Here is a 26,454-nt window from a genome sequence, read left to right as displayed (position 1 = left end):
GGTATCACTACTTCACCCCAAACTGTGGTTCGCTGCTGGCAAACCCCACGCTCCCACTACTCGCGTTCCACACAAAGCTCCAGTGGCGGTTTCCACTTGGAACCAGGAGGCCGGCATCCATAAGCGCCCCCTCCGCATCGAGGCGCACGAAACCGCCAGGAACAAAGACGGTCAGGCGGGCGTCGAGCTGCGAGAAGACCACCGGCGAGAGGCTATCGCGCAGGATTTGGTAACGATCCATCCACGGTGGGTTGGCAAAATTGAAATCGGTGCGGTCGCAGGAAAGCGCCAGACGCCAGCCCTTGGGGGGCGTCGCGGGCGTGGCGGCGGGCGTGCAGGCAGCGGGCAACTGCGGGGTGGCGAGGCTGCCGATGACGTTCGCGCTTCCCCCGACGCAGTCCTCGAGGCCTTGAACAAGCTCGAGGTTCGTCACGTAGCGTACACCGTTCATGTAAACCTGCTCGGCAGCCTGGTAGTAGAGGATTCGCAGCCGCAACAGGGCAACAGCGCGGTAGGTCGGCTCGGAGAAGCGGGTGGCGAGGGTGGCGCTGGCGCGCCAGGCCTCGGCGTAGAGGGCGCGAAGGGCGCGGTCGGCAGCCTGGAAGGCGGGCAGGGCTGCCTCGCGCCAGGCAGTGGCGCTGGCACAGCCGAGGTTGGCACCAAAGCGGGTGCCGAGTTCGGAAACAGTGCGGTCGAGGGTGGCCTGGGCAGCCTTGAGGGCCCGGCCCTGCGCAGGTGCGTAACTGTTTTGGTCGCTAAGGCTGGCTGCGGAGTTCAGGGCATTCTCCAGGAACGTTACGAACTTGGCCTTGATGGCCCCCACCCGCCGCTCCGAGGCGATCTCAACCCGGCGACGGCCCTGTGCCGCCAGGGCGGCCTGAAATTCTTCCAGCTTGGGCCGGCGGTTCGTGATCTCTTGAAACAGGGCTACAAGCGCCTCCCGTGCCCCCTTGGTCTGGCCGGGGGGAACGAAGTCCAGGCTGGGCAAAGCAGGTACGGTGGGGACGATGGAAAAAGCCTCTGCGAGAGGGCGGGTTTCGAGGTTTTCGGCCCCAGGCAGGCTGTGCCGCCACCAGGCTCGACGTGCCCACACCTCGGCCTCGGCGCACTTGTTCTGCGCACCCAGCGTGTAGGCAAGGTTGACCCGGGCCTCCTGCAGGTTGGGGTCGGCCTGGGCCGCCGCGCGCAGGGCGGCCTCGGCCTCGGGCAGCCGCCGCAGGCGCATCAGGGCATGGCCTTTGTTATTGAGCAGCAGCGGGCGCAGGGCAGCGGGCGGGTTCAGGCGCTCGGCCGCGGTGATAAGGGCCAGGGCCTCGGCAAAGAGGCCGTAGTAGTTGGCGAGGCCCGCCAGGTTCACCAGATGCGCGGGGTTGCGTGGCTCCAAGGCCTGCGCCCGCAGCAACAACCCCAGGGCCAGTTGCGGTTTACCCATCACAGCCGCCAGCGCCGCGGTGCGGCTGGCGTTGCCCGCCTCGCGGTACTCCGGCTGGGTTTCCAACAGCCGCACACTGCCCGGCCCCGAGGCCGCGTTCAGGGCGCGTTTCAGATTGGCCAGGGCAGCAGCCTGGGTGGGCACAGGCTGGGTTCCAGAGCTCGACGGGGCCACCCGTTGTAGCTGCTGTCGCTGGGCCTGGAGCATCCGCAACTGCTGTTGCAGCATCGGGCGGCTGGGGTCGTCGGCCTCGAGGTCGCGCAGTTCCTCCTCCAACTCCCTGATACTCTCATCGAGCCCCGCCATTATGTTTTGTCCCAAAGCTGCCTGGCCGCCGCGGGTCTCTACATCGCGGTCGGGGTTGGTCAGGGCCGAGAAACTGGTGCCCAGCGAATCGGGCTTGGGACACTGTGCGCCAATGTTGATCTGCAAATCGCTCAGCGCAGCCATGCGCGGGGCCTGGGCCTGGGCCAGGGCAGCCAGCAGCCAGAAAAATAGAACCGGAATTCTCATCTAGCCTCCTCTCGGTTTTGACTAGGGGGTTAGGTTGATGGTGATCGGGTTGATAGCCTGAAAGCTGAAGATCTTCCCCTGCATCCCGATGCCGGTAATGTTGTCGGTGATGTCCAGATTACCACCATCAAAGGCGCCGCTAAAAGCGTTGAGCATGACTGTATAGGTGCCCGGCGCAAGCGGCGTGGGCGGGTCGGTCTGGGCGCGGGGCGCAAAGCTGAGTTCGGAGCCGAGGTAAAAGGCAGAGTCGGAAACCCCCGAACCGCCCTGGCGCTGGAAGATCACCTGATACAGCGCACTGTAGCCAGGCTGGCTGGCAGCGCTGTCGTTCCAGGTAGCCGTCAGGCTGGCAGCGCTGTAGCTGCCTCCATCGGCCAGGTTGCTCCAGCTCACATTGCCCAGCGCAAAGGCCGAGCCGCTGCCGTCTATGCTGCCGTTGCCGTCGGCATCAATGCTCAGGGAATAGCGCCTGCCAGCTACGATGTTGAAGTTGCTGGCAATATAGGTGCCCGGCGCCAGCTCGCCAAGGGTTACGGTGTTGCCCAAACTGTCGCTGAGGGTGATCTGGGCACCGGAAGCTGGTTCGGCGTCCTCCAGGTCGCCGTCGGCGTTAGGGATACCTTTCTCGAGCAGTACGAAGACCGCCCCTCCGGGCAGCAACAAAGCAGAAGCCTCGAAAAAGCCCTCGGGGGCCGGGGCCACGGGGATGGGGAGCGGGTTGGTGGCTGCGGCCCTTACCGACTGGCTGGATTCGGCGGGGCAAGGCCCTGGCCTGCGGCTGTAGTTTTGGCCGTCCAGGCCGATCAGGTCGTCCTCGTAGACCTTGCCAATATCAATCACCTTTGCGCCCGGCTTGGGGATCAGGTTCCCCCTCGAGTCCACAAAGGTATCGGTGTAGGTCTTGGTCGCCACGAAGTTAACCGGCACCCCCTTCTGTATGGTGATGCTGGCCTGCCCCAGCCGGTTGGTCACCGCCCGAAGCCCCGGACGCGCCGTGACTACCGCTCCTTCCAGCGGCTTATTCCCCGGCCCAATCACGGTTACGTCCACGCACTCCTGTTCCTGTACCGTGGGGGCCCCGCCGTACCAGGAAAAGTGGCGGATGCTGGCCCGGAGCACCGGGGTGGTGCCGTCTACGCTCGAGCGCTCCACCGTACCCTCCACAAAGTCCTCCCAGCGCCCGGTCTGGGGGTTGTAGGCGTAGCAGTGGATCTTGTCGCCAATCTTATACTGGCTGCGCAGCTCCGGGGGAATGGGCAACTCGACGATGGCGCTCGAGCCCGGCTTGAGGTTGATGCGACGGTTTTGTGAGTCGAGGATGCTGAACTCGGCAAAGGTCACCGGAGCCAGCGGCGTGGGGCTGGCCCCTCCGGCCACCAGATCGCCGGGCAGGGCTGCGTCTTCCTTGGTGGGGTCGAGCGGCGTGACCACCACCCGCAGGCTGGTATCGGTGGTCTCGAGGCTGTTGGGCTGGAAGATGACCGCATAGGGCCCGGCCTCGGTGCGCTGGAAGAGGGTGCGGGCCTGGGTGGGGTTGTAGCTTTGCTCGGTTCCGTCTTTCTTCAGGGCCACCAGCACGGTCTGGGCGCTGTCGGCCGACTCGGCGATGCCGTGGCCGGGGGCGTAGCCCGCTTTCTCAAAATCGAGCTTGACCAGACCTGCTGGTAAACCGCGCAGCTCGAACTCGCCCCGCACATCGGTGGTGGTGGTGCGGCTGCTGCCCACCACCCGCACCGTCACGCCCGAAAGCCGCGCCCCCGAGCCAATATCCGTTACCAGCCCCACCACAGTGTTGGGGGCGCTGGGGGCCGTATTACCCCCACTGTTGTCGCCGCCATTGCAGGCCCCAATGAGCCCGATCAGAGCCACCAGCCATAGTCTGTTTCGCATAATTCCTCCTATTGCCGACGAACCACCACCGCATCGAACGAGAGGCCATCTATCGGGATGGCCTGGGTTACTTGCTTGCGCTCCAGGTCGAAGACCACCAGGTGGCCCTCGGTACCGCTGCTCACGATGTACACCCGCCTGCCGTCGGGCGAGAGGGCCGCGTGGGTGGGGTTGACAAAGACTTTATTGGCGAGCTCGAGCCGGAAGTTTTGCACCTGACCCGAGTCCAGATCCACCAGCGAGACCGCGTTGGAGTAGTAGTTGAGCGATAGGATTTTCCCCTTGCCCACGGCCAGCATCCCCAGCGGCCCCGGCGTAACGGTGAAGCTTTTGGGGCTTGCGCCGGGCGCGTGCAGGCTGAGGGTGTTGGACTCGAAGTTGGAGACCAGAGCCCCCTCCCCCAGCGGCAACACAAAGGCCGGGTCGGAGCCGGTAGGGGCCTCGGCCAGGATTTGCCAGGTGTGCTCATCGAGCCAGCGCACCGCGCTGGCCTCGGTGCTGGGCTGGCGGGGGCGCAGCGCAACCACCAGCCGGGCGTTCACCCGCGCCACATCGGCAGCTTCGTTCGCGCTGCCCGAGGGCGGAAGGTTGACGGCCCGCACCACCTGCCCGCTGTCCAGGTCAATCTCGCTCAGGCGGCCCTGGCGGATGTGGGAGACGAAGAGCCTGGCAAAGTCGCTCGAGAAGGCGATACCCACCGGTCGTTCACCCACGATGAAGGGCCTGGCCCCGCCGGGGTTATGACAGGCAAAGCAACTGGTCTGGGAGAAAGCATCCTGCTCGAGGTGGGCCTGGATCACCGTACCGTCGGGGCGGCGCTCGGGCACCGGGGCGGTCAGGAAGGTGCGGCGAACCGATAGCGTGAGCACATCCACCTCGGCCACCGCCTGCGAGCCCACCAGCACCACGTATACCCTGTCTCCCTCCGGGCTCACGACCATCCGGTGTGGCAAACCCCCCACAGTGATGTGCTGGAGGGTTTTGCCCTGCACAGGGTCTACCACGGCCACCGTACTCGAGCCGGCCTGGCTCACCAGCACATAGTGGGGACTGACCGCCGGCACCCCCGAACAGGCTGTCAGTAAAACCCAGCCAAGGAGCAATGCCTTTCGCATAACAGCCCCTTATCTATTGCCGGCGCTCGAGGTTGTACCAGGGCCCCTGCCCGCTGGTGTAGCAAATGTAGGGGCTCCAGGCGTGGCCTGGGTAATGGCAGCCCAGCATGAAGTCCTCCCTGCCCGCCGGCAGGGTATAGCTCCAGCGGTGGTAGCTGGTGAGGGGCTTGAGGGTGTACTCCTGCACCCCACCTTCCGAACTACACTCACGGATGCGCACGATCAGCCTGGCCTGGGTGGCCTCGAGGCGCACGTCGCCCTGGTAGGTGTCCGGATCGCGCTGGTTGGTGACCTTGAACAGGGCATTGCCCTTTTCGAAGTAGATCAGGTCTTTTTTGCAGACCCCCTCGAGGTTCACCCGCACGAAAGCCATGCCCAGCTCGTAACCTTCAGCCGTGAAGCGCAGAAAGCGGTTCTCCCCACAGCAGTCGGGAAACCGGTAGACCCCGGTCTGCGGGTTGTAGAACTCGGTATCACGGTGGCCCCACAGCCCGATAATTTCTTGATAGGGTGTCTCGGTGCCCAACTGGAAGTCTTGGGGCTGTGGGGGCTGAGGCGGGTTGGCCGGTGGGGTAGGGTTTAGGAGCTTGAACTTGAGGGGATAGGGGCCGCCCGAGAGTTCCATCTGCGCAGTGGTGTCCAGGAAGGTTTCGTACTCCGAGACCACGGCATCGAAGCTCACCGGGCTTAGGGGCAGGTTCAACGAGCCCGAGTTGGCACAGTTTTGCACGTCCAGCCGCCGCTCGCGGGGCCGCAACACCAGGCGGCTTCCGGTAAACTCGGCCTGCCCCACCATCTGGTCGAAAAAGCTGACCAGCGCGCAGGTAGACGATACGCCCTGGGAGTAGTGGGCAAAGTAGAACTCGCCGTTGGGCCTGACCTTGAACTGGGCCGAGTAGCCCTGGGTCATGTTGAAGGTCACCCCGGTGTAGAGGTTGGTGAACTCCCCCCCGCTGGCCAGGGTGTCCTGCCAGATCCCGCTCAGTTCGGCAGGAAAGCTACCGGTGGGCGGGTTGCCGCCCCCCGGAGGGTTGTTGCCGCCAGGCGGAGTGCCCTCGCTTGCACCCCCTCCACACGCCGTCAGAAACAGCCCTGCCAGTAGTCCAATCACGGTTTTGTTCATCGTTACCTCCCTTGACCCGGAGGAGGGAGCCCGGAATGCCCCCTTACTCCGGTGCTTCCTCCTCTTCTGCCTCAATCTCCTGCTTCAAAAAGGTCGTCAGGCTATTTACATCGGCAAAGTAGTGACGCTCTTCTCCCTGGCTCACCGAGGCCCGCCAGACCTCGCCCTCGGGGCTGGGCTCGAACCAGATGCGAACCACGTAAATCTGGCTGGGCTTTTGGGTCATAGCTTCCTCACCATGGTGGTTTTGGGCGGCCCAATGTGGGTAAACGGGGTGGGTGTCGGCAGGAGGAGGCGCTCCACCGACACCCCGAGCTTCTATTTCTGTACCGTGATGGTCGCACCGGTAATGGGGAGACCACTTACGGTAGGGCTTCCCTGGGCGCTCAGTGCGGTCAGGTTGATCTGGTAGGTTTTGTTGACCGGGGTAGTCTGACCACCGCCACCACAAGCGGCCAGCGTCAGGGCCAGGGCCAGGGCCAGGAAGCCCGCCCGCAAGGAGCGCATGCGCCACGCACCCAGAAACACAAAGGGCAGCAAGGTAAGCAGCAGGGGTGCGGGCAAGGCCGGAAGGCTTTGGGCTTTCAGCACCGCCGGACGGGCCGCCAACGTGCTGGCGATATCGGCTACCACCAGGAACTGGCTGTTGCCGGGGCTGAGCGCAAGCGGGGTAGACAGGGTGAGCGTAAGGGTGCCGTTGTCGGTACTGAAGGTGCCGGTGGCGATGGGCGTTTCGCCTGAGTCAATCTGGCCGTTGGCGTTTGCATCGCGGATTAGCTTGACCGCGGTGAGGTCGAGGCTGTCGTTACCGCTGCCGCTGGCTTGCAGGGTGATGTTTTGGAGCTGGGTGGCCTGCGAGGGGTTGAGGGTAAAGGCCAGCATCGAGACGTTGCTCTGGCCCTTGTTGCGGGTGGCATCGGTGGGGGCGTTGGCGGGCTTGGCGGCGGTAATGGTCGGGCTTCCTGCCGGTGTGGTGTTAAAGGTAGCCGTGACCGTCTTGGCAGCGTCCATCGTGACCGAGCAGGTGCCTGTACCTGTACAGGCGCCACTCCACCCTGCAAAAACCGAACCCGACGCGGGTGCCGCGGTGAGTGTTACGGTGGTTCCCTGGGCGAAGCTGGCCGAACAGGTTGCTCCACAGTTGATTCCCGTAGGGCTGCTGGTAACGGTTCCCGAACCTGTACCATTCTTATTGACCGTGAGGGCAAAGGTGGGGGCACTCGAGGTGGTGAAGGTCTGGGTTGGACTATTAAAGGTTCCGGCATCGGTAACGAAGCGATAGCGCCAGAAATAGGTGGTGTTGGGGGTGAGGCCGGTCAGGTTGGTGCTGACGTTGGGAAAGTTGAGGGCGTTGTTGGGCACGGTAGCTGGGGGGGTCGAGTTGCCAAGGGAATTGGTGGTTCCATAGTCCACATACAGCAGGCCGTCCTTAAAGTAGCTATAAAGGTTGACCCCCAGCGTGGCAGTGGTTGCGCCAACCCCACTGCTTTGCAGGTTCTGGAAGCTGGCCTGATAGAAGACCGTCACCGGCTGCTCCGGAATAGCATTGCCATAGGTGGTGACTGCCACGGCCCTAAGGCGGTGGGTGTTGGGCCCAGCAAGTCCCAACAGCTGTTGGTTGAAACGCACCGGCACACGTATTTGTAGTTGCCATCCACTGGGTATGACGGCAAATCCAAACGAGACCCCGCCTGCATTGCCAGGTAGTGCCGACTGGGAACAGGCTCCTTGAAACCCTGCTGGGTTGCCCGAAAAATTAATCACATAGTTGTCGGAAAGTCTAATCAGGTAGCAATAAACAGGATTCTGGGCGCTTACTTCGAAGCTCCCTCCCAAAGGTAGGAAAAAGTCGAAACCAACCGCATCGTTGGTACACGGACTGACGTTGGTGGAACTTGCCCGAATATAGGCCAGGTCGCCGGTTTTTGGGTACGGCTCGTTGGGGTCGGTAACGTACCCTACAGTGTTTTGCGACGAAGTGACGCTGTTGCCTGTCACTGGGCATACGGTATTGACAAGCACCGGTACGCTATCGAAATAGGCCCGTGCAGCCTCGGAAAAGCTAGCACAAGCCAGGAAAAACAGCAGCAGCAAAGCCCTCGAGCATAGGTGCTTTCTTTTCATGCACCCCACGGTAGCGTGAGCAGCATGACTGGAGCATGACTGAAGAAAACAGGCCCCGAAAGGGGCCTGTCTGAATTGCTCACGGATTCTTCAGGTGGCTCGCTCGAGCCGGTCAGTTGCGGGCTGGAAGTAGCACTTTATGGAAGGCGCAAGCTGGTTATCCATCCCGTATATCCCATTGGGCTCGAGCCCCCACTCCTGGGGCCACTTTTGCACTACTGCGCCGCCACCATCTGGATGTTTATTCCACTGCGTGGAGGCTTGACCAGAGCAGGTTGGCCCTGGCTATCCACATAGATGCCGATCAGCCCTTGCGCCTGGTTCACGGCAAGGATTACATAGTCGCCCGCTACCAGCCCTTCGATGCTAAAGCTGCCTGTTCTTCCTGCTGTGTTGATGGTGGTGGTTTTGCTCTTGGCTTCATCGCAGTCGTCTGTGGAAGCAATATAGAAGCAGGCCACCACCTCTGTACCCTGCACGGTAGCGCCCGAGGGCGCGGTCACGCTTCCCGAGAAACCACCACCCCCTCCCCCACCGCCGCAGGCACCTAGAACAAATGCTGCCACAAGAGCCAAGAGCGTCATTTTCGTTTGCATGGTCTCCTCCTCCAGCCAACGGTAGTTCAGGCAGCATGACTGGAGCATGACTGAAGAAAACAGGCCCCGAAAGGGGCCTGTCCGAAGCGCTAGGGCTACCTCGAGCCCGCGCTTTCAAGCCATCTGCGCTGCTCAGGCGTCGGGCGCGTCAGGTCGTTGGTCAGTACCTCGAGCTGAAAGTCGGCCCGAAGGTTACCGGGACGCACCACCACCAGTTCGCCGCTCCGATCCACCACCCCGCCCAGATAATCTCCACGGTCTACCGCGCGGTTATTGTTGACGTCTTTCCAGCCCAGCACCGCATAGTCACCTGGTGTCAGGTCGGGGATGGTATAGGGGGCCGAGATACCGCTCTGGGTCAGTTGAATCGCCTTGGATCTATTTTCATCACAACCGCTTGCGACCACAAAGCAGGCCACCACAAAGGTGTCTTTGATGCTGGCGCTGGTTCCAGCGCCCACCTTAAGGCTCAGGGGCAAGGTGGCGGTGGTGCCGCCCGAAGTGCCCTGCACGGTCAGGCTATAAGTTCCGTCGGGAACTGTACCGTCAACGCTCAGGGTGAGGGTGCTGCTGTTCAGGGTAGTGCTGGGCGGGTTGAAGCTACCGCTCACCCCGGCAGGCGCGCCCGGAAGGCCCAGGCTCACCGCCCCGGCAAAGCCCCCGCTGCGGCTGATGGTGATGTTCACGTTCAGGCTGCCGCCCGGCTGGGCGCTCAGGCTGGTGTTTGGGGTAGTGAGGCTGAAGCCCGCGGTGCTGCCCCCCTGTACCGCGGCCAGGGCCGCGTTGGCGTCAATCAGACCGGCCCCACAGTCGCTGCCGCTGGGGCGGTAGCACTGGGTAGCGTCCAGGGGCCGGGCGGTGGTTTTTAGGATTTGCAGAACCTCTGCGGTGCCCAGGTTTGGGTTAAGGGCCTTCATCAGGGCCACCACCCCCGCCACGTGGGGGGCCGCCATCGAGGTGCCGTTCTCGAACGCGTAGTTAAACTGACCATTGCTATCGTTGCGGCTCAGACTCAGCACACCGTCGGCATAGCCATCGTTGTTGAGATCTTTGCTCACATCGCCCCCAGGGGCCATCACATCGATGCGGGGGCCGTAGTTGGAGTAGGGAGCCCGGGCGCCCGCAAAGTCGGTGGCCCCGACCGTAATAACATTGGCGCAGTTGGCCGGGCTATAGAGCGAGGCGTTGTCGTTTTCGTTGCCCGCAGCTACCACCACCACCACACCATTGGCGGTGACCTGGTTGATGGCGTTTTGCCGGGCGGTGGTGCAGGGGCCCTTGCCCCCCAGGCTCATGTTGATAACTTTAGCCGGGTTGGGGTTGATGGGCGCGCCTGTTACCGGCTGGCCCGCAGCCCACAGAATGGCGTCTATCTGATCGGCGATAGTGGCCCCCAGCAGGCCAATTACCCGCACGTGCAGGAGGCGGGCCTGCCAGTTCACACCAGCTACCCCAGTGGTGTTGTCGGTGGCCGCCCCAATGGTGCCCGCCACATGGGTACCGTGGTAACTGGTGCTTTGTTGATCTCCTACATCGTAGGGATCGGAATCGCGCCCATCACCGTCGCCTGCGTTGGCGTAGGGGTTGGGGCCGCCAATCGGTGAGACCATATCGTAGCCCGGCAGCAGCCGGTCTCCAATGTCGGGGTGGGACACAGACGGGTTGCCCGCACGGTAAAGCACCCCGGTGTCCAACACCGCTACCACCACGCTGTTGCTACCGGTGGTACGGTCCCAGGCCTGGGGCAGGTTGATGGCGGGGTAGTGCCACTGCAAGTGGTAGAACTCGTCGTTGGGGACGGCCAGAGGCTGCTCGAGCCAGTTAAGGTCGGCAGAGGCCACTTCCGGGCGGCGGCGCAGGGCCTCGAGCAAGGCGGGGGTCTCGGCTTCGCTCAGGCTGGCGCGGTAGAGTGCGGTGTGGGCAAGCCCCAAGGGGCGTACCTGCTGCAGTTCCACCAGGCGGCCCTGGACTTCCAGCCGCAGGCTACCCAGCGATTGCAGGCTAACCCCACCGCGAAACTCCACCAGCACCTCGCCCGGCACAAAGCGCGGCGCTCCAGTGCGGCGCAGTTGGCCCACCTGAAAGTCCAGCCGCTGCCCGGTGATGCTCGAGCCCAGCGAAACCGCGCCCCCAATGTTGCCCGGCCCCTCGCCGGGACAGGCCGTCAGCGTTACCAGCAACATTCCTGCCAATAGCCACTTCGCATACATAGTGTTCCTCCTGTCTGCTTGCTCTTTGAGACCATAGGCACACTAGCATGACTGGAGGATGACAGGGGCTAAGTGGTTGCAATTCCTGCAGCTTGGGCCGCTTGAACGATCTCTTTAGACAGGGGATTTTGGCGCAAAAAGCTCTGCCGGTGCTGGGGGGGCACGTGGTTTTCGGCAATCTGCAACAAGTAGTCGAGCACCTGCCGAAGCAGGGCCTTGTCGCTCTGGCGGTGGGCTGCCTGGGCACGGTAGTGGGTCCACAGCACCTCGAGCCTCGAGCACCCCGCAGGCCAGTAGTGTTCCAACAATTGCATGGCCGTCTGTGAATGAACTAGGGCTTCGGAGTGGCGTTTTGCCTGCAACAAAATCTGGGAATACAGGGCATGGGCTGCGATCTGGAGGGCCGGCCAATCGTTTTGCTGGGCCAGCTTTAGGGCCTCCTGGCAGCTCTTCAGGGCCTGCTTGGGAGGCAGCACCCGGGCTTTAGCCAAAAGAAAGCGTCCATAGGCCTGGCTTTGCTCACCGGAAAACAGCTCGTTCAGCTTCTCTATCCAGGGGTCAGTCTCTTCTCCGCGCCGGTGCGCCAGCAAAAGCCCTAGAATCCGATAGGTGGCCTCGTCACGCCGGGGCAGCTCGGGTTCGCCCAAAGCGCGGCCCAGCCAGTCCCAAGCCAGCGCCCACTCACCCCACACCCCGTACAGGCGGGCCATCTGGTACTCGCTAAAAGCCCGCGTCCAGCCCCACTCCTCCGGCACGATCTGCAGGGCCTGCTGCAGGGCTTGCTGGGCTTCGCGGTAGCGCTCGAGGTCGTGGTAGCGCAGGGCCAGGTTGTTGCAGTGGTGCACCAGGCGGCCTACCACCCCCTGCATGCCCTGCAGTAGACGCCCCGCCTGGAGCTGGGCCTCCAGGGCCGCTTCGGCCAGGCCCAGCGCCGCCAGGCAGACCCCGCGGTTGTGGTGAAAACCAACCCGCATGAGGCGGTTTTCGGAGCGCTCCAGAACCGGTTCGGCCTCCTGGTAGTAGGCCAGGGCCTCGCGGTGGCGCTCGAGCTGGTCGAAGGCAATACCCAGGCGCGAAGTGCAGATGGCTGCCTGCAGCTCGTCGCCCCGCGCCCGATGAATATCTCGAAGTTGTTGCAAAATAGCGATCAAATCGGTGGTTTTGTGCTGCACAAAAAGCGACTGGGCCAGGGCATCCAGAAGCCGGATGCGCAACTCGGGTTGGTCTATGCCCTGGATATGATCCAAACCCTTGCGCGCGGCCTGCTCGGCATCGGCGCCAAAGCCGTGCTCTCCCAGTCGAATGGCCTCGCACAGCCAGGCCCGGGCCTGCTCGTGTGGGGTACGGGCCAGGCCCAGCATCCGCTGGATCAGGGCCTTGTGCTGCGAGCCGGTGTCGTAGCGGCCCATGACCCCACTAAGGGCCTCCAGCAAGTCGAAGTTCTGGGTCTCGTCGCCCTGGCGCTCGGCGATTTCAATCGCCCGCTGGTAAAAGTGGGCCGCCTCGAGCAGTTGATAAGAATTCTCAGCCTGCTTGGCCGCTTGGGTGAGAAAAGGAATAGCCCGACCAGGCTCGCCCTCGAGCCAGTGGCTTGCGATGCGGGCTGGATCAGCCTGCTTGCTTTCCAGATACAGTGCGATTTGTTGATGTAGATAGGTTTTGATGCTGGCCGGAACACCGCTCAGGGTGGCCTCGTAGAGCAGGTCGTGGACAAAGGCATTGCCGCGCAACAGTTGGGCCGCCTCGAGTTCGGCCCAGGGCGGCAAAAGCGCCAGCGGCGTGGTCTGTAGCGCCGCCGCGGCCAGCTCTGGGGAAAAGTCGGGCCCGGCCACCGCTGCCGTGCGAACCAGCCGCAGGGCCTCGGGGGAAAGGCGCTCGAGGCGGGCCTGGATCAGGGTGGTGATTTTGCTCGAGATCGGCAGGTGGCCCGGTCTGGGCTGGCCCAGGCCCCCCGACACCCACAGGCTCCGAAGGGTCTCGAGCAGGAAAAAGGGGTTGCCCCCGGTGTGGCGGACGAGGGCCGCAGCCCAGCCCAGCACGTCGTCTTGTAGGCTGGGCAGCTCGAGGCTCGCCAGCAGCCCTTGCACGGCCAGCGCGTCCAGGGGTTGCAGGCTGATCTGCACGGCCTGCCCGCCCTGGATGGCCTGCTCCAAGAGCGCCTGTACCCATTCCGGCAGCTCACCGGCGCGAAAGGCCAGCGCGGTGGCGAGCGCGCCCGGCTGTCCCCAGTAGGGGCTCAGCACAAAGTGCAGGAGCTCGAGGCTAGCCATATCGGCAAACTGCAAATCGTCCACGGCCAGCCGCGCCAGCCCCTCTGCCACCGCCAGGCGCACCAGCTCGGCGCTGGCCTGAAAGAAGCGCAGCTTCTCGGCCCTGGATTGGATGGGGGGCTGGGCCGGCCCCAGCTCGGGCAGCAGGCGGGCCAGCTCCTGCCGAACCCAGTCCGGCAGTAGAAGCCCGGGAAATTGCTCCAGAATCTTTCGGCAGAAGCGGCTAAAGGTAGCGTAAGGAATGTCCTGGTCGCCCGGGCGGGCTTCAAACAGCAGCGCCGGGCCCCGGCTATACAGAAAGTCCTGTAACAACCGGCTTTTGCCCACGCCCGGTGCGCCCGCAATCAGCAGGGCCTGCCCCTCTTCCCAGACGGCTTCCATGCGGGCCCACTCGGCCTCGCGCCCCAGAAGCCGGGGCGGGCGCAACACCGCCAGCGGGATTTCCGGGCGCTGCGCCGGGATGGCCGGGACCAGCAGCTCCCCCCGCTCAATCTGGTGGCGCAGCTCCTGGGTCTGGGGCAGGGGTGCTACCCCCATCTCCCGCAAAAGAATGGCCTTGCAGCGCTCAAAAACGGCCAATGCCGCGCTTCGGTCGCCCAGCAGATACAAAAGCCGCATCACCTGGCGGTAGGCCGCCTCCGAGAGCGCGTCCGATTCGAGCAGGGCTTCGGCGTAGACCAGCGCCTCGCGGTACTGCCCGGCCTGCTCGAGGTCATGGGCCAGGGCCCAGAGGGAAGCCCGCCACATCTCGGCCAACTTTTCCCGCTGCAGCAAGAGCCAGTCTTCGAACTCAGGGCAGTCGTCGTAGTCGAGCCCCTCCAGAAGCTGCGCCTGGTAAGCCACCACCTCCGGATGGCGGCCCGCAAAGTGGGCCACCTGAAACTCGGCCACATCTACCTGCAAGCCTTGCAGCTCGAGCACATCGCCGCCCCACACCACCTCCGCCCCGGCGGCCTGCTTGAGCCGCCTAAGGGCCTGGGCCAGGTTGTTACGGGCGGTGGATTCGGAGGAATCCGGCCATAGCAGGCCCGCCAGCCTGGAGCGGCTGGTGGGGCCTTCTAAGGTCAGGTAAGCCAGCAAACCCGCGCTCTTGCGCTCGAGGGGGCGCAGTAGGCGCTGCTGAAGCTGCAACTCGGGAACGCCCAACAGAACAAGGTAGCCCGTCAGCAGGTTGGCCCCACCTGCCTTGGCCTTTTCCAGGCGCCTGGGTTGCTGCATCTATCCATTATAAAAAAGTACGGTAAAATTCATTGTTTGTTCAGCACACCAAATGCCACCAGGGCTGTGGCTTTTCAGGTTTTGCAGGTACTGCCCAGGCTACAACCCGAACCAGGTGAACGGATAATAGCTCACCAGCTCGTCGCGGTAAGGCTCCACCAGCCGCACATTGGCCGCCGGGGCTTCGGGTTTGGAGAGCTCGACTTTGGGATTAAAGTCCCTGGCCGCAATCTGGCGCAGGATTTCCTGGGGGTTCAGGCTCGGTATGCCGTAACCCAGGGCTGCATACACCTGGGCCCGCACCCAGGCGTACTCCTCGAGCGAAAAAATGTGCTGGTTGAGCGCCTGAACCTGAATCTTTTTAGCCTCGAGCACCAGCGAGCCCCCTTCGCGGAATAAGTCCAGGGCGGTGCGGTAGTCCAGCGTTGGCTGTCCTGCCTTCTGGTTGGCCAACTGGTTAAGCCGGGCCTCTAGCCGCCGGTAGCGCTCCCCAAGTTGCTGCTTCACATCGCGCTGCACCCGCAGGAAGCGCTGCAGCTGCTCGGGGCTTAGCCGCGCATCGGCAGGGGGTGTGTATGCAGCCTGTCGCTCAACGCTTTTATCCAGTGCGATGATCTGCCGAAAATCGCTGACCAGGGTTTGGGCCGGACGAATCAGAAAAGCATAGGCCGCCCAGCCCGCCAGTCCCAAAAACAACAAAAACCCAAAAAGAACCAGCATGAGCCATCTCGCCATGCAGGCAGGATGGCATATTACAGGCCAAAAAACTGCGCTTTCTGGTTCAATTTTACACCACAAAACAAGCAGGGTGTTCTGTGGCAAGATGCCCGCACCACTGGACCAGGGCGCTGGAACAAGGCTTAGCAAAAAGCAGCCGGAACCCGTAATATGTATGGCAAAGGGCAAGACTTTCAGGCTATGAACCATACCCTCCAGACCCTCGAGGCCCAGCTAAGCCAGCCCCAACCGCCATCGGAGAAACTGCACTTGCTCGATGAGCTATACCAGTTCTTGCGCTATAACGACCTGCGGCGGGCCGGACAGCTTGTGGAGGAGATGCTGGTTTTATCAGAAGACCAGACCAGCCCGGCAGGACGGGGTCTGGCCCTCAAAAACCTGGGCGATTTCCATTTTCGCCAGGGCAATCTGCCCGCAGCCCAGGGCTGCCTGGAGGAAGCCCTGGCGGTTTTGCGCAGAGCAGGCCAGCTTAAAGGCGAAATAGACACCCTTAACGCACTGGGCAACCTCCACTACTTTCAGGGCAGCTTTCCCCGGGCCCTCGAGTACTACCTAGAAGCCCTCGAGCAGAGCCGAAAACACCAGCAAAAAGCCCTGGAGGCCAATGCCCTGAATGGCGTTGGCATCGTTCAGTACACCCTGGGCAACCACCAGGAAGCCACCAAGTACTTCCTGCGCAGCCTGGCCCTCAAACGCGAGCTGGACGACCGCCTCAGCGAAGCCGGAACCCTGAACAACCTGGGTCTGGTCTACCTCGAGGTAGGCGACCTTTCCGGGGCAGTTCAGCTCTACCGTGAAAGCCTAGCCATCAAGAAGATGCTGGGCGACCGTCAGGGCCAGGCCAACGTGCTTTCCAACCTGGGTGTGGTGTTTCAGCGCTTGGGCCGTATCCAGGAGGCCCTGGACTACCACCAGCAAGCCCTGGAGATTGCCGAGCAGCTGGGCAGCCCCCAGGTACGGGCCACCTGTTTGGAAAATCTGGGCCTCTCCCATACAGCGCTGGGCAACCTGGATAGAGCACTGGAATTGTTCCAGGTCTGCAAAGCTCTCTACCAGGAGCTGGGCAACCGGCTGGGTGAGCTAAGCGCACTGCTACAAGTGGGCTCGTTGTTGGGCCGTATGGGGCAGACCGATAGCGCCATTCAAACCCTGCAACAGGGCCTGAGGCTGGCCGAGGAGCTGGGGCCACAAAAACCTCTGCTGGAGTTCCATCAGGCCCTGGCTGCTGTTTTTGAGGCAGAACAAAAACCCGCCCTGGCACTGTACCACCTGCGGCAGGTTCTCGAAATTGAGCGCAAACTGTACAAAGAGCAGCAGGCCCAAAAGACCGCGGCCCTGCTGGCAGGGTTTCAGGTAGAAAAAGCACGCCAGGAAGCGGAAATCGAACGCCTACGCAACACCGAGCTGGCCCGCGCCAACCGCGAGCTGGCCCGCGCCATCGAAAACCTGAAGGAGGCCAATGCCGAAAAGTCGCGCCTGCTGGACAAACTGCGCCAGCAGTCCGCCGAGCTGGAGCGCCTGGCCCGCCAGGATCCCCTCACCCGGCTGCACAACCGCCGCTATCTGGAGGAAAACCTCGAGCGCGAGTTTGCCGCCTCCAGGCGCTACAATTTCCCCTTGAGCGTGGCCCTGGTCGATATCGACAACTTCAAGCAAATCAACGACACCTTCTCCCACCAGGTTGGCGACGATGTGCTGCGAATTGTCGCACAAATTCTCGAGTCCGGCTGCCGTGGGGTAGATTTTGCCGCGCGCTACGGCGGCGAGGAATTTGCCCTGGTTTTCTCCCAAACCGACCTGGCGGGCGCCCTGATCGCCTGCGAGCGGGTTCGGCAGCGCGTCGAGAACCACAACTGGTCTGACCTGCATCCCAGCCTGAAGGTCACGGTGAGCATTGGCGTAAGCAGCGACCCCACCCTCCCCAACCACGAAAAACTCCTGGCCGCCGCCGACGAGCAGCTCTACGCAGCCAAGCGAGCCGGTCGGAATCGGGTCTGCCCGCAAAGCTAGATTGATTCGTCCTGCACAGCACATTTGCCTCTCGGATGGGTGGCAGCGTCCGTGAAGGGCACGATAAGGCCTCTGTTCATGGTTCCTGCATCCAGGGCAGGCCTTATACCGGATTCAAAAAGATAATCTTCAAATAAAAAGCGCTAAGAGGCTATCTTTTTGAATCCTAGAGCACACCCCTCGCTGCGCTCGGCGAAGAAAGCGTATCCCTTCGGTCGGGTTAGTTCGTCACCGTTCGGTGACGAACTAACCGAATCTGGTATTACGTTGCACGGGGCATTGGTGGGCCCCGCCCGGTAAAGCGACCGCCCTGACCGGGGCCAGGCGTGCTATCCCCTACCTTCGCCCCTACCTTATGCTGTTGGCATGCGTGTACACCCCGATGTCGCCCAGGCCCTGCACACCCACCGGGCCGTGGTGGCCCTCGAGTCCACCGTTATTACCCACGGCCTGCCCCGCCCCTTGAACCTCGAGCTCGCCCGCAAACTCGAGGACACCGTACGACAGGTGGGGGCCATCCCCGCGACCATTGCCATCTTGAAAGGGGAAGTGGTGGTGGGCCTAACGCCAGATGAGCTCGAGGCCATCGCCGCCGACGATACCGCAGACAAAGCCAGCCTGTGGAACCTTGGGGCCCTCGTAGCCCAGGGTAAAAGCGCCGGCACCACCGTGGCCTCCACCACCTTCCTGGCCCACAAGGCCGGCATCCGGGTGTTTGCTACCGGCGGCATTGGCGGCGTGCACCCCCACCCCTACGACGAGTCGGCAGATTTGCTCGAGCTTTCCCGCACCCCCATTGTGGTGGTGTCAGCAGGCCCCAAAAGCATCCTCGATCTCGCCGCCACCTTAGAGCGGCTCGAGTCGCTGGGGGTAGCCCTGCTGGGCTACCGAACCAACCACCTTCCCGCCTTTCACAGCCCTTCCAGCCCCTACCTGCTGCCGGCCCGGGTCGAGTCGGCCCAGGAGGCCGCCCGGGCTTTTCGGGCTGCCCAAGAACTGGGATTGCCGGGGGCCAGCCTGGTGCTCAACCCCATCTCCAGGGGGCTGGACTTTGTCCAGGTACAGCGCTGGGTGGAGCAAGCCACCCAGGAGGCCGCCCGGCTCGGGATTGGCGGCAAGGCCCTGACACCCTTTTTGCTCCGGCGCATATCCGAGTTGAGCGGGGGCCAGACCGACGAGGTCAATCTACGGCTCTTGGAAGAAAATGCCCGTTTAGCTGCCCAGATTGCCCTAGCCCTGGTTCAGGGGTAATGCCCCTTCCGTTACGCATGCACAGTCACGCTTTGTGGCATAGAATAGGGCGAAATGTGTGAGCTGGGAAAGCGGCTAAAGGAAGCCCGGGAGGCCAAGGGCCTGGAAATTTCGCAGGCGGCGGAGTTTCTCAAGGTGCGGCGGGCTGTTCTGGAGGCCCTGGAAGACTGTCGCTTTGACGAACTCCCCGAACCCCCCCTGGCGCGAGGCTACCTCAGGCGCTACGCCCAGCTATTGGGTCTCGACCCCGCCCCCTTGCTGGCCCTCTATCCGGCGGGTGTGCCCCAAACCGTAGGGCCCACAAACCCCACTGCTGGCCCCAAAACGCCTTCTTTGCTGGGTTTCGGATGGCTCTTGATTCTATTGCTTGTGCTACTGCTCCTGGGCTGGTGGGGATACCGCGCCCTCAACCGCCCCAGTACCGTGGCACCAACGCCCACCCCATCGGCCCCCGTCGCGCCTCCGCCCCCTCAGCAGGTGAGCCTGCGCATTACCACGCAACCCCAAGGCGCCCGGGTCTACCTCGATGGCTTCTTGCTTGGTCAGGCCCCCCTCGAGGCCCGCGTCGAGGCCGGTGAACGCACCCTCCGCATCGAAGCACCCGGCTACCAGAAGTACGAACAGGTGCTCAGCCTGCAAAGCAACCGCAACCTGAGCTTTGTCCTCACCCCGATTCCCCCCGCACCCCCACCTACCCCCACAGCTCCCTCGAGCCCCGAAACCCCACCCCCCGCGAGTCCAGCCAGCCCCACCCCCAGTACCGGACTGGTACTGAGGCTCGAGGGCACCAGCTGGATTCGGGTAACCGACGCCCGCACGGGTCGGCAGCTCTACGAAGGCACCGTACCCGGCGGAACCCAGCTCAGCTATCCCCTGCCGGTGGTGGTGCGGGCCGGCAATGCTGGGGTGGTGCGGGTATTTGTCAACGGCCAGGATCAAGGACGCATGGGCAATGTGGGTCAGGTGGTCACCCAGCGTTTCGGGCAGTAGCAACCCAACCGTTGGTCAGCAAACCTGCTATACTCGGGACTGTTGTCGCGCCAAGGGCGCACAGGAGAGCAAATGGCAGGCAAGGTTGGGTTTGTAAGTCTGGGCTGTCCCAAGGCCCTGGTCGATTCGGAGCAAATTCTCTCACGCCTACGGGCCCAGGGGTACGAGACTGCGCCCACCTATCAGGAGGCCGATGTGGTGGTGGTCAACACCTGTGGCTTCATCACGCCCGCAATCGAGGAGTCGCTTTCGGCCATCGGCGAAGCCCTGGCGGAAAACGGCAAGGTGATTGTGACCGGCTGCCTGGGGGCGCGGCCTGAGGTCATCCAGCAGGCCCACCCACAGGTGCTCGAGGTCACCGGCCCTGGCGAAGTAGACCGGGTGCTGGCCGCGGTGCAGCGGGTGGTTCCGCTAGACCAGAACCCCTTTACGGCCCTGGTTCCTCCACAGGTCAAGCTTACCCCCCGCCACTACGCCTACCTCAAAATTGCCGAAGGTTGCAACCACAAGTGCAGCTTCTGCATCATTCCCAAGCTGCGCGGCCTGCAAAAAAGCCGCGACGCCGCCGATATCCTCTTTGAGGCCACCCGACTGGTGGGTACTGGTACCAAAGAACTGCTGATAATCGCGCAAGACACTTCCGCCTATGGGGTAGACATTCGCCACCGCACCAGCGAGTACGCGGGCAAGCCGGTGCGGGCCCACCTGGTGGATCTGGTTGGCGAGCTGGCCGGCCTGGGGGCCTGGGTGCGGCTGCACTACGTGTATCCCTATCCCCACGTGCGCGAACTGATCCCACTGATGGCCGAAGGTAAGCTGCTGCCCTACCTGGATGTACCCCTTCAGCACGCCAGCCCCAGGATTCTGCGGGCCATGCGCCGCCCCGGCGGCGCCGAGAGTCACCTCAAAACCCTGCAAGAATGGCGCTCCATCGCGCCCGACCTGGCGATTCGCTCGAGCTTTATCGTGGGCTTCCCCGGCGAAACCGAGGAAGATTTTGCCCTGCTGCTGGACTTCATCGCCGAAGCCCGGCTCGACCGGGTGGGCTGTTTTACCTACTCCGAAGTTGAGGGGGCCGAGGCCAACGCCCTGCCGGGGGCTGTGCCCCAGGAAGTCAAGGAAGAGCGCCAGGCACGCCTGATGGCTTTGCAGCAGCAGATTAGCCTGGAGAAAAACCAAGCCCGGCTAGGGCAGACCCTCGAGGTCATCGTGGACGACTACGGCGAGCTGCCCGGCCAGGTGGTGGGGCGCTCCAAATACGACGCCCCCGGGATTGACGGGCTGGTGTATGCCGAGACCGACGGCACCGTAAAAATCGGCGAGATCATCCGGGTTCGGGTTACCCAGGCCGAAGCCTACGACCTGCACGGCCAGATGGTGGGGCGGGTGGCCTGGCACCCTGGGGTTCCGCTGGTGCAGCGCGTGGCTACAAAAGACCGTTCGGGTGTAAGCTGAACCAAGTTTGGGTTATGGAACCTTCGCAACTCGGTTTGGGCTTGGACAAGCGGCACAAATGCATTTTCATCGCTTTTCTCGCCACCAGCGCTGTTGGCGAAAAGCCGCCACCAAACAAGGTTTCGGCCACCTGGAAGCGCAGCCTTTGCACAAAGCGGGCAGGCTACCGGGCTGGAGGCCTTCGGCAGCCGGCATTTAGCGCCTGGCCTGTCAAAAGGAGCCGGTTATGTATATCGTGATTGCTGGCGGCGGCGAAATCGGCTCGCAGATTGCCAAAGCCCTACACACCCAGCACGACCTGGTGGTGGTGGATACCAACCCCGAGGCCAAGGAACGGTTGGGGGGGTTGGATGTGCAGGTGGTGATCGGTAGCGTTACCGACCCTGAGGTTTTGCGTGAGGCCAAGGTAGACCTGTGCAACACCTTTATCGCAACCACCAACTGGGATGAGGTCAACCTGATCGCCTGCATGCTGGCCAAAGGCCTGGGGGCCAGGGAAACCCTGTGTTTTGTGGGGAAGCAATCCTACGTGGACATCCTGACCGACCCGCGCACGGTGGAAATTTTGGGCACCCGCATCGACCAGGTCTTCTGGCCTCAGCGCTCGCTGGCCAAGGAAATTGTGGAGGTTATTCGAATCCCCGGTGCCGTGGACACCGAGGTGCTTGCTGGAGGTCGGCTGCGCTTTGTGGAGTACCAGGTGCGGGAGGGTGGCCCCTACATTGGCAAGCAGCTGGTCTTGTTGGACTGGCCTCCCGGCAGCCTGCTGGCGGGCATCTTGCGCGATGGTCGTTTTTTTGCAGCCACCGACCCCGAGTTCAATCAGCTGGCCCTCGAGCCCGAAGACCGCATCTTCTTCATGGCCACCCCCCAGGGTTTCGACGCCCTCCAAGCCTGTTTTTCCCCCCGCGAGCGGGTACGACGGGTGATGGTGGTGGGGGGCGGCAATGTGGGCTACATGGTCACCAAAGAGCTGCTCAAGCACCGCCTCGAGGTCACCATCATTGACCACAACCCCGACCGCTGCGCCTGGCTGGCCGAACACTTGCCGGGGGCGCTGGTGCTCGAGGGCGACGGCACCGACCTCGAGCTCTTGGAGTCGGAGGGCCTCGACCATGTGGACGTGATGGTGGCGGTTACCGAGAACGACGAGAAAAACCTGCTGGTCTCGCTCCTGGCCAAGCAGGTGGGGGTCGCCAAGGTCATCACCCGGGTCAACCGGGGCGAAAACCGCCGCCTGTTCGAGCATGTGGGCATCGACATCCCCCTCACCCCCCGTGCGGCAGCGGTGCGCGAGGTGGTGGACTGGATAGCCCCCGACAACGTAGACCACCTGGCCCTTATTGAGGACAAGGTAGAACTACTGGAGTTTGAGCTTCCGGCAGATTTCCGCGAAACCCCTTTTGATAAATTGTCGCTTCCCAAAGGGGCTATTGCGGTGGCCCTCGAGCGCGGCACCAGAGTTTACCTGCGCGCCCCCATGCTGGCGGTCACCGGCGGCGACAAACTTCTGGTTCTCACCGACCGACAGGTAGCCGATGAAGTCCTGGCCCAGGTTCGCTAAAGCACAATCGGCCAACCCCATCCCGGTCGCTACCTACATGACCGGCACGGTCTACATCGCGCTGGGGGCCGTGATGGGGGTGCTGGGCCTGGCCGACTGGCTGCTGGGAGAAGATGCCCTGGGGTTTTTTGTGGGGGCCGCTATCGGATTGAGCCTGGGCCTGGTGCTGCGCCAGCTGGGAAGCCCCCAGGCCGAACCCCGCCGGGCCGAGGCCCTGCTGACGGTGGCCGGGCTGTGGATTATGGTTCCCATCCTGGGCGCCATCCCGTTCTGGATTTCGGGGGGCCTGAGCTACCTGGATGCCCTGTTCGAGGCCACCTCGGGCTTCAGCACCACCGGGGCCACCATCCTGGCAAACTTCGACCAGTTCAGCTACGGGCTTTTTTTCTGGCGCAGCCTGAGCCAATGGTTTGGCGGGATGGGCATTCTGCTGCTGTTTATCGTGGTGCTACCCCACCTGGCGCTGGCCGGGCGGCAGATGTTTTTTGCCGAGACCACCGGGGTACAAAAACAGCAGCTCACCCCCAAGCTGCGCCAGACCGCCTACTACATTCTGCGGGTCTACCTGCTGCTCACCCTGCTCACCCTGACCGCGTACCTGCTGACCGGAGTACCGGTCTTCGAGGCCATTGCCAACACCTTCTCCAGCGTCTCCGCCGGTGGTTTTAGTCCCAACCCGCAAAGCTTTGCCGGCTACGCCCCCCTCACCCAGTGGATTGCAGCGGGGGTGATGTTCCTCACCGGGGTTAACCTGCTGTTGCAATACCGGGCCATTTTTGGCCGCGAGTACAGCGCCCCCCTGCGCGACCCCGAGTTTCGGGCCTATGCCCTGATTGTGCTCACGGTGGGGCTGGTCATGGCCGGCGTGCTTTTCCTGCGGCACGACTACGCCCTCGAGCCCGCCCTGCGCCACGCCTTCTTTCAGACCACCTCCATCATCACCGGCACCGGCTTTGCCTCCGCCGACTTTGCCCAGTGGGTCGTCCCGGCTCAAACCCTGCTGGTCATGCTGATGTTCATTGGCGGCAGTGCAGGCAGCGTGGGGGGCAGCATTAAGGTGATCCGCTGGCTGATTATCGGGGCCCTGGTGCGGCGGGAACTGCAACGGGCCCTGCACCCTCAAGCGGTGCTGCCCTTGCGGGTAGGCAACAAAAACATTGGCGAGGACGTAATGCGCTCGGTTGCGGCCTTTATCACCCTGTATGTGAGTCTGTTTGCCCTGGGGGTGCTGGTGATGGGAATACTGGAAGAAGACTTTGTGGTAGCCTTTACCGCCTCGGCAGCCGCTATCGGCAACGTGGGGCCGGGGCTGGGAACGGTGGGGCCGATGGCCCACTACGGCGACCTACACCCCCTCTCGAAGGCCGTGATGATTTTTCAGATGTGGGCAGGCCGCATCGAGCTGATCGCGGTATTTTCACTGTTTACGCCCGAGCTCTGGCGCCGTTTGCGGGCCTAACATCGGTTCTGTATGAAGACAAGAGCGAAACCCTGGCCACTGGAAAACCTGCGCTTTGCCTACTATTTTCTGGGCGTGGTGTACCTGACCCTGGGCGTGGTCATGCTGGGGCTCGAGGCCCTTTCGCTGGTTCTGCGCGAGTCGCCCTGGGGGTTCCTGACCGGCGCGGTGGTAGGGCTGGGGCTGGGCTGGGGGTTCCATCGACTGGGCGACCCCAGGCATGAGCCAGGCCGGGCCGAAGCCCTGCTCTCCATAGCCCTGATCTGGCTGCTGGTACCTGCCCTGGGTGCCATACCCTTCTGGATTTCAGGGAACATGTCCTACCTGGATGCCTTATTTGAGGCCATGTCGGGCTTCACCACCACCGGGGCTACCGCCCTGTCCGACTTCTCCCAGTTTGGCTACAGCCTGTTCTTCTGGCGCAGCCTCATGCAATGGTTTGGCGGGGTGGGCTTTCTGGTGCTGGTAGTGGCTTTGCTGGCCCATCTGGCGGTGGCCGGACGACAACTTTTCATCACCGAGAGTACCGGGGTGCAAAAGGAGCCCTTCACCCCGCGGCTACGCACCGCAGCACAAAGCATCCTCAAGGTCTACGCCGCCCTCACCTTAGCGGCGGCTTTGTGTTACTGGATTGCGGGCATCCCACCCTTCGAAGCCATCTGCAATGCCCTCACCACCCTGCCTGCGGCTGGGTTTAGCCCCAACCCCCGCAGTTTTGAACAGTACAGCCCGCTGGCCCAGTGGTTCGGCACCCTGTTCATGTTTTTGGGTGGCGCAGGGTTTGTGTTGCAATACAAGCTTTTTTTCACGCGTGACCCCCGGCCCCTTTTAAAGGACGTGGAACTGCGGGTCTATGCGCTAATTGTGCTGGCCTTTAGCTCTGTGCTGGCCGTTTTCCTTATGACCCACCACAGTCAAAACATGGACTATACCTGGGGCAATGCCATCCGGCATGCCTTCTTTAACGTAACCTCCATCATCACCACCACCGGCTACGCCAGCGCCGACTTTGCCCTGTGGGTTCCGGCAGCCCAGGCCATTCTGGTTGCAGCCATGTTTGTGGGGGGGTGCGCCGGCTCGGGGGCCGGCGGCATCAAGGTAATTCGCTTGCTGGTTCTGGGCGCCATCGTGCGGCGGGAACTGATACGTTCGTTGCACCCCCAGGCCATCATCACCCTTCGGCTGGGCAGCAAAAGCCTGGGTGAGGAGGTAATGCGCTCGGTGGCAGCCTTCATTACCCTCTATGTGACCCTGGTAGCTGCTGGAGCCTTGCTGATTTCTTTGCTCGAGAACAACTTTGTGGTTGGTTTTACCGCCAGCGCCCAGGCGGTAGGCAACATCGGGCCGGGGTTGGGCGAGGTGGGGCCGATGGGCAGTTACGCCGGGCTGGAACCGCTCTCCAAGGTAATCCTGATTGTGCAGATGTGGGCGGGGCGCATCGAGCTGATCCCGGTGTTCTTGCTGCTGACCCCGGAACTGTGGAAAAAGCTAAAGAGTTAAAACAGGCCCCCAACGCAGTAAACTATCCTCATGTCCAGACCCCTGGTTGTGCCTGAGTCTTTTCGCCTTGACCACCAAAAAGTGAAGGCCCCTTACGTGCGTTTGGCAGGGGTAAAGGAAACCCCCAAAGGCGACCGAATCGAAAAATACGACCTGCGTCTGGCCCAGCCCAACCAGGAGGCCCTTAGCACCGGGGCCATCCATACCCTCGAGCACCTCCTGGCTACGTACATTCGTTCTCACCTGGAGGGGGTGGTGGATATCTCGCCCATGGGCTGCCGCACCGGGTTTTACCTGGTGGTGCTGGGCGAACCGGGGCCGCAAAAGGTACTGGAAGCCTTCCAGGCCACCCTACAGGACGTGGTTAACCACGCCGAGCCCATACCGGGGGTGAGCGAGTTCGAGTGCGGCAACTACCGCGACCACGACCCAGAGGGTGCAAAAGTCTGGGCTGAGCGGGCGTTGAGCGGCCCTCTGCACGTTCAGGAAACCATCGAGATTGCATAGCGTGGGCTCGAGGCAGATCAGCGGCGCTCTATCGCGGTCCTCTCTTTTTTTGCCGCTGCTCCCAGCGGCAAAAATAAGCCTGTGAAGCCCTTTTTGTGATTGGGGTTGTGCCAATCTCTCTGAAGAGCGCTCTAGAGTGTGCTAAGAAGCCGATCGTAAACCATCAAGAACTTTCGGTAATAACAGAATCGAGAAGGCCAGCCAGTGAAAACCCTTCAGCGTTTCGGTAAGTCGTTCGTAGTCACGCGCCAGCCGACGAAAACGAGCCATCCAGGCAAAGCTGCGCTCAACTACCCAACGCCGGGGAAGCAACACGAAGCCTCTTTTGGCTTCCTCCAGCTTGACCACACACAGCGCTATCCCTTCCTGCGCAGCCGCCTGCTCCGCCTCCGAGCCTGTATAGCCCTGATCTACGTATGCGATTTCGACCCGCTGGTTGGTAACAGCTTGCACCGCCTGGGAGAGCTCCCCCACCTGGCTGCGTTCCTG

19 protein-coding genes are annotated in these 26,454 nt (G+C 62.8%); 8 read left to right on the top strand and 11 right to left on the bottom strand.

Going from position 1 to position 26,454, the window contains the following annotated elements; translation table 11 throughout:
- Positions 1 to 7: 7 nt before the first annotated feature.
- The 10 genes from Q355_RS0113250 to Q355_RS0113200 all read right to left on the bottom strand — a co-directional run bounded on the left by Q355_RS0113250 (position 8) and on the right by Q355_RS0113200 (position 15,226).
- Positions 8 to 1,945 (bottom strand): tetratricopeptide repeat protein, encoded by a 1,938-nt coding sequence (locus tag Q355_RS0113250; RefSeq protein WP_027878209.1) that lies wholly within the window; start codon positions 1,943 to 1,945, stop codon positions 8 to 10.
- A gap of 21 nt (positions 1,946 to 1,966) precedes the next feature.
- Complete coding sequence (locus tag Q355_RS0113245; RefSeq protein ID WP_027878208.1) at positions 1,967 to 3,835, bottom strand: carboxypeptidase regulatory-like domain-containing protein; 1,869 nt, start codon at positions 3,833 to 3,835, stop codon at positions 1,967 to 1,969.
- An 8-nt stretch (positions 3,836 to 3,843) separates the two neighbouring features.
- On the bottom strand, positions 3,844 to 4,950 hold the full coding sequence (locus Q355_RS0113240) for a YncE family protein (RefSeq protein ID WP_027878207.1): 1,107 nt from the start codon (positions 4,948 to 4,950) through the stop codon (positions 3,844 to 3,846).
- Between the two features lie 13 nt (positions 4,951 to 4,963).
- Positions 4,964 to 6,073: a hypothetical protein gene (locus tag Q355_RS0113235; RefSeq protein WP_027878206.1), complete on the bottom strand. Its 1,110-nt coding sequence runs from the start codon at positions 6,071 to 6,073 to the stop codon at positions 4,964 to 4,966.
- A 43-nt stretch (positions 6,074 to 6,116) separates the two neighbouring features.
- Positions 6,117 to 6,299, bottom strand: a complete 183-nt coding sequence (locus Q355_RS0113230; protein ID WP_027878205.1) for a hypothetical protein — start codon at positions 6,297 to 6,299, stop codon at positions 6,117 to 6,119.
- A gap of 92 nt (positions 6,300 to 6,391) precedes the next feature.
- Positions 6,392 to 8,197, bottom strand: coding sequence for an InlB B-repeat-containing protein (locus tag Q355_RS16815; protein ID WP_156941935.1), 1,806 nt, complete (start codon positions 8,195 to 8,197; stop codon positions 6,392 to 6,394).
- 215 nt (positions 8,198 to 8,412) lie between these two features.
- Positions 8,413 to 8,793: a carboxypeptidase-like regulatory domain-containing protein gene (locus Q355_RS0113215; RefSeq protein ID WP_156941934.1), complete on the bottom strand. Its 381-nt coding sequence runs from the start codon at positions 8,791 to 8,793 to the stop codon at positions 8,413 to 8,415.
- A 95-nt stretch (positions 8,794 to 8,888) separates the two neighbouring features.
- The gene (locus Q355_RS16025; protein WP_084496138.1) at positions 8,889 to 11,003 is read right to left on the bottom strand and encodes a S8 family peptidase; all 2,115 of its coding nucleotides are present in this window, start codon (positions 11,001 to 11,003) and stop codon (positions 8,889 to 8,891) included.
- A gap of 68 nt (positions 11,004 to 11,071) precedes the next feature.
- Positions 11,072 to 14,491 carry an ATP-binding protein gene (locus Q355_RS16275; protein ID WP_051529438.1) on the bottom strand — a complete coding sequence of 1,140 codons (3,420 nt, stop codon included), beginning with the start codon at positions 14,489 to 14,491 and terminating at the stop codon, positions 11,072 to 11,074.
- Between the two features lie 99 nt (positions 14,492 to 14,590).
- Positions 14,591 to 15,226, bottom strand: a complete 636-nt coding sequence (locus Q355_RS0113200; RefSeq protein WP_027878202.1) for a hypothetical protein — start codon at positions 15,224 to 15,226, stop codon at positions 14,591 to 14,593.
- Positions 15,227 to 15,409: 183 nt separating this feature from the next.
- Here Q355_RS0113200 and Q355_RS0113195 point away from each other — a divergent pair, with 183 nt between their 5' ends.
- The 8 genes from Q355_RS0113195 to Q355_RS0113160 all read left to right on the top strand — a co-directional run bounded on the left by Q355_RS0113195 (position 15,410) and on the right by Q355_RS0113160 (position 25,965).
- Positions 15,410 to 17,239: a tetratricopeptide repeat-containing diguanylate cyclase gene (locus tag Q355_RS0113195; RefSeq protein WP_027878201.1), complete on the top strand. Its 1,830-nt coding sequence runs from the start codon at positions 15,410 to 15,412 to the stop codon at positions 17,237 to 17,239.
- Positions 17,240 to 17,605: 366 nt separating this feature from the next.
- Positions 17,606 to 18,490 carry a pseudouridine-5'-phosphate glycosidase gene (locus Q355_RS0113190; protein ID WP_027878200.1) on the top strand — a complete coding sequence of 295 codons (885 nt, stop codon included), beginning with the start codon at positions 17,606 to 17,608 and terminating at the stop codon, positions 18,488 to 18,490.
- A gap of 54 nt (positions 18,491 to 18,544) precedes the next feature.
- Entirely contained in the window at positions 18,545 to 19,480 is a 936-nt protein-coding gene (locus Q355_RS0113185; protein ID WP_027878199.1) for a RodZ domain-containing protein, read from the top strand.
- A gap of 72 nt (positions 19,481 to 19,552) precedes the next feature.
- Entirely contained in the window at positions 19,553 to 20,935 is a 1,383-nt protein-coding gene (gene rimO, locus Q355_RS0113180; RefSeq protein ID WP_027878198.1) for a 30S ribosomal protein S12 methylthiotransferase RimO, read from the top strand.
- 226 nt (positions 20,936 to 21,161) lie between these two features.
- Positions 21,162 to 22,499, top strand: a complete 1,338-nt coding sequence (trkA, locus tag Q355_RS0113175; protein ID WP_027878197.1) for a Trk system potassium transporter TrkA — start codon at positions 21,162 to 21,164, stop codon at positions 22,497 to 22,499.
- Entirely contained in the window at positions 22,474 to 23,958 is a 1,485-nt protein-coding gene (locus Q355_RS0113170; protein ID WP_027878196.1) for a TrkH family potassium uptake protein, read from the top strand. Before trkA ends, Q355_RS0113170 begins: the two co-directional genes overlap by 26 nt.
- Positions 23,959 to 23,970: 12 nt before the next feature.
- Entirely contained in the window at positions 23,971 to 25,458 is a 1,488-nt protein-coding gene (locus tag Q355_RS0113165; protein WP_036259624.1) for a TrkH family potassium uptake protein, read from the top strand.
- 30 nt (positions 25,459 to 25,488) lie between these two features.
- Positions 25,489 to 25,965, top strand: a complete 477-nt coding sequence (locus Q355_RS0113160) for an S-ribosylhomocysteine lyase (RefSeq protein WP_027878194.1) — start codon at positions 25,489 to 25,491, stop codon at positions 25,963 to 25,965.
- A gap of 141 nt (positions 25,966 to 26,106) precedes the next feature.
- Here Q355_RS0113160 and Q355_RS16015 read toward each other — a convergent pair.
- The coding region (locus Q355_RS16015; RefSeq protein WP_036259473.1) for an IS5 family transposase at positions 26,107 to 26,454 on the bottom strand (348 nt) is incomplete at its 5' end.

The sequence above is a fragment of the Meiothermus cerbereus DSM 11376 genome, assembly GCF_000620065.1.
GTDB classification, from domain to species: Bacteria; Deinococcota; Deinococci; order Deinococcales; family Thermaceae; genus Meiothermus; species Meiothermus cerbereus.
Note: the sequence above shows the minus strand (reverse complement) of the source record. Positions and strands in the feature narration are given on the sequence as shown.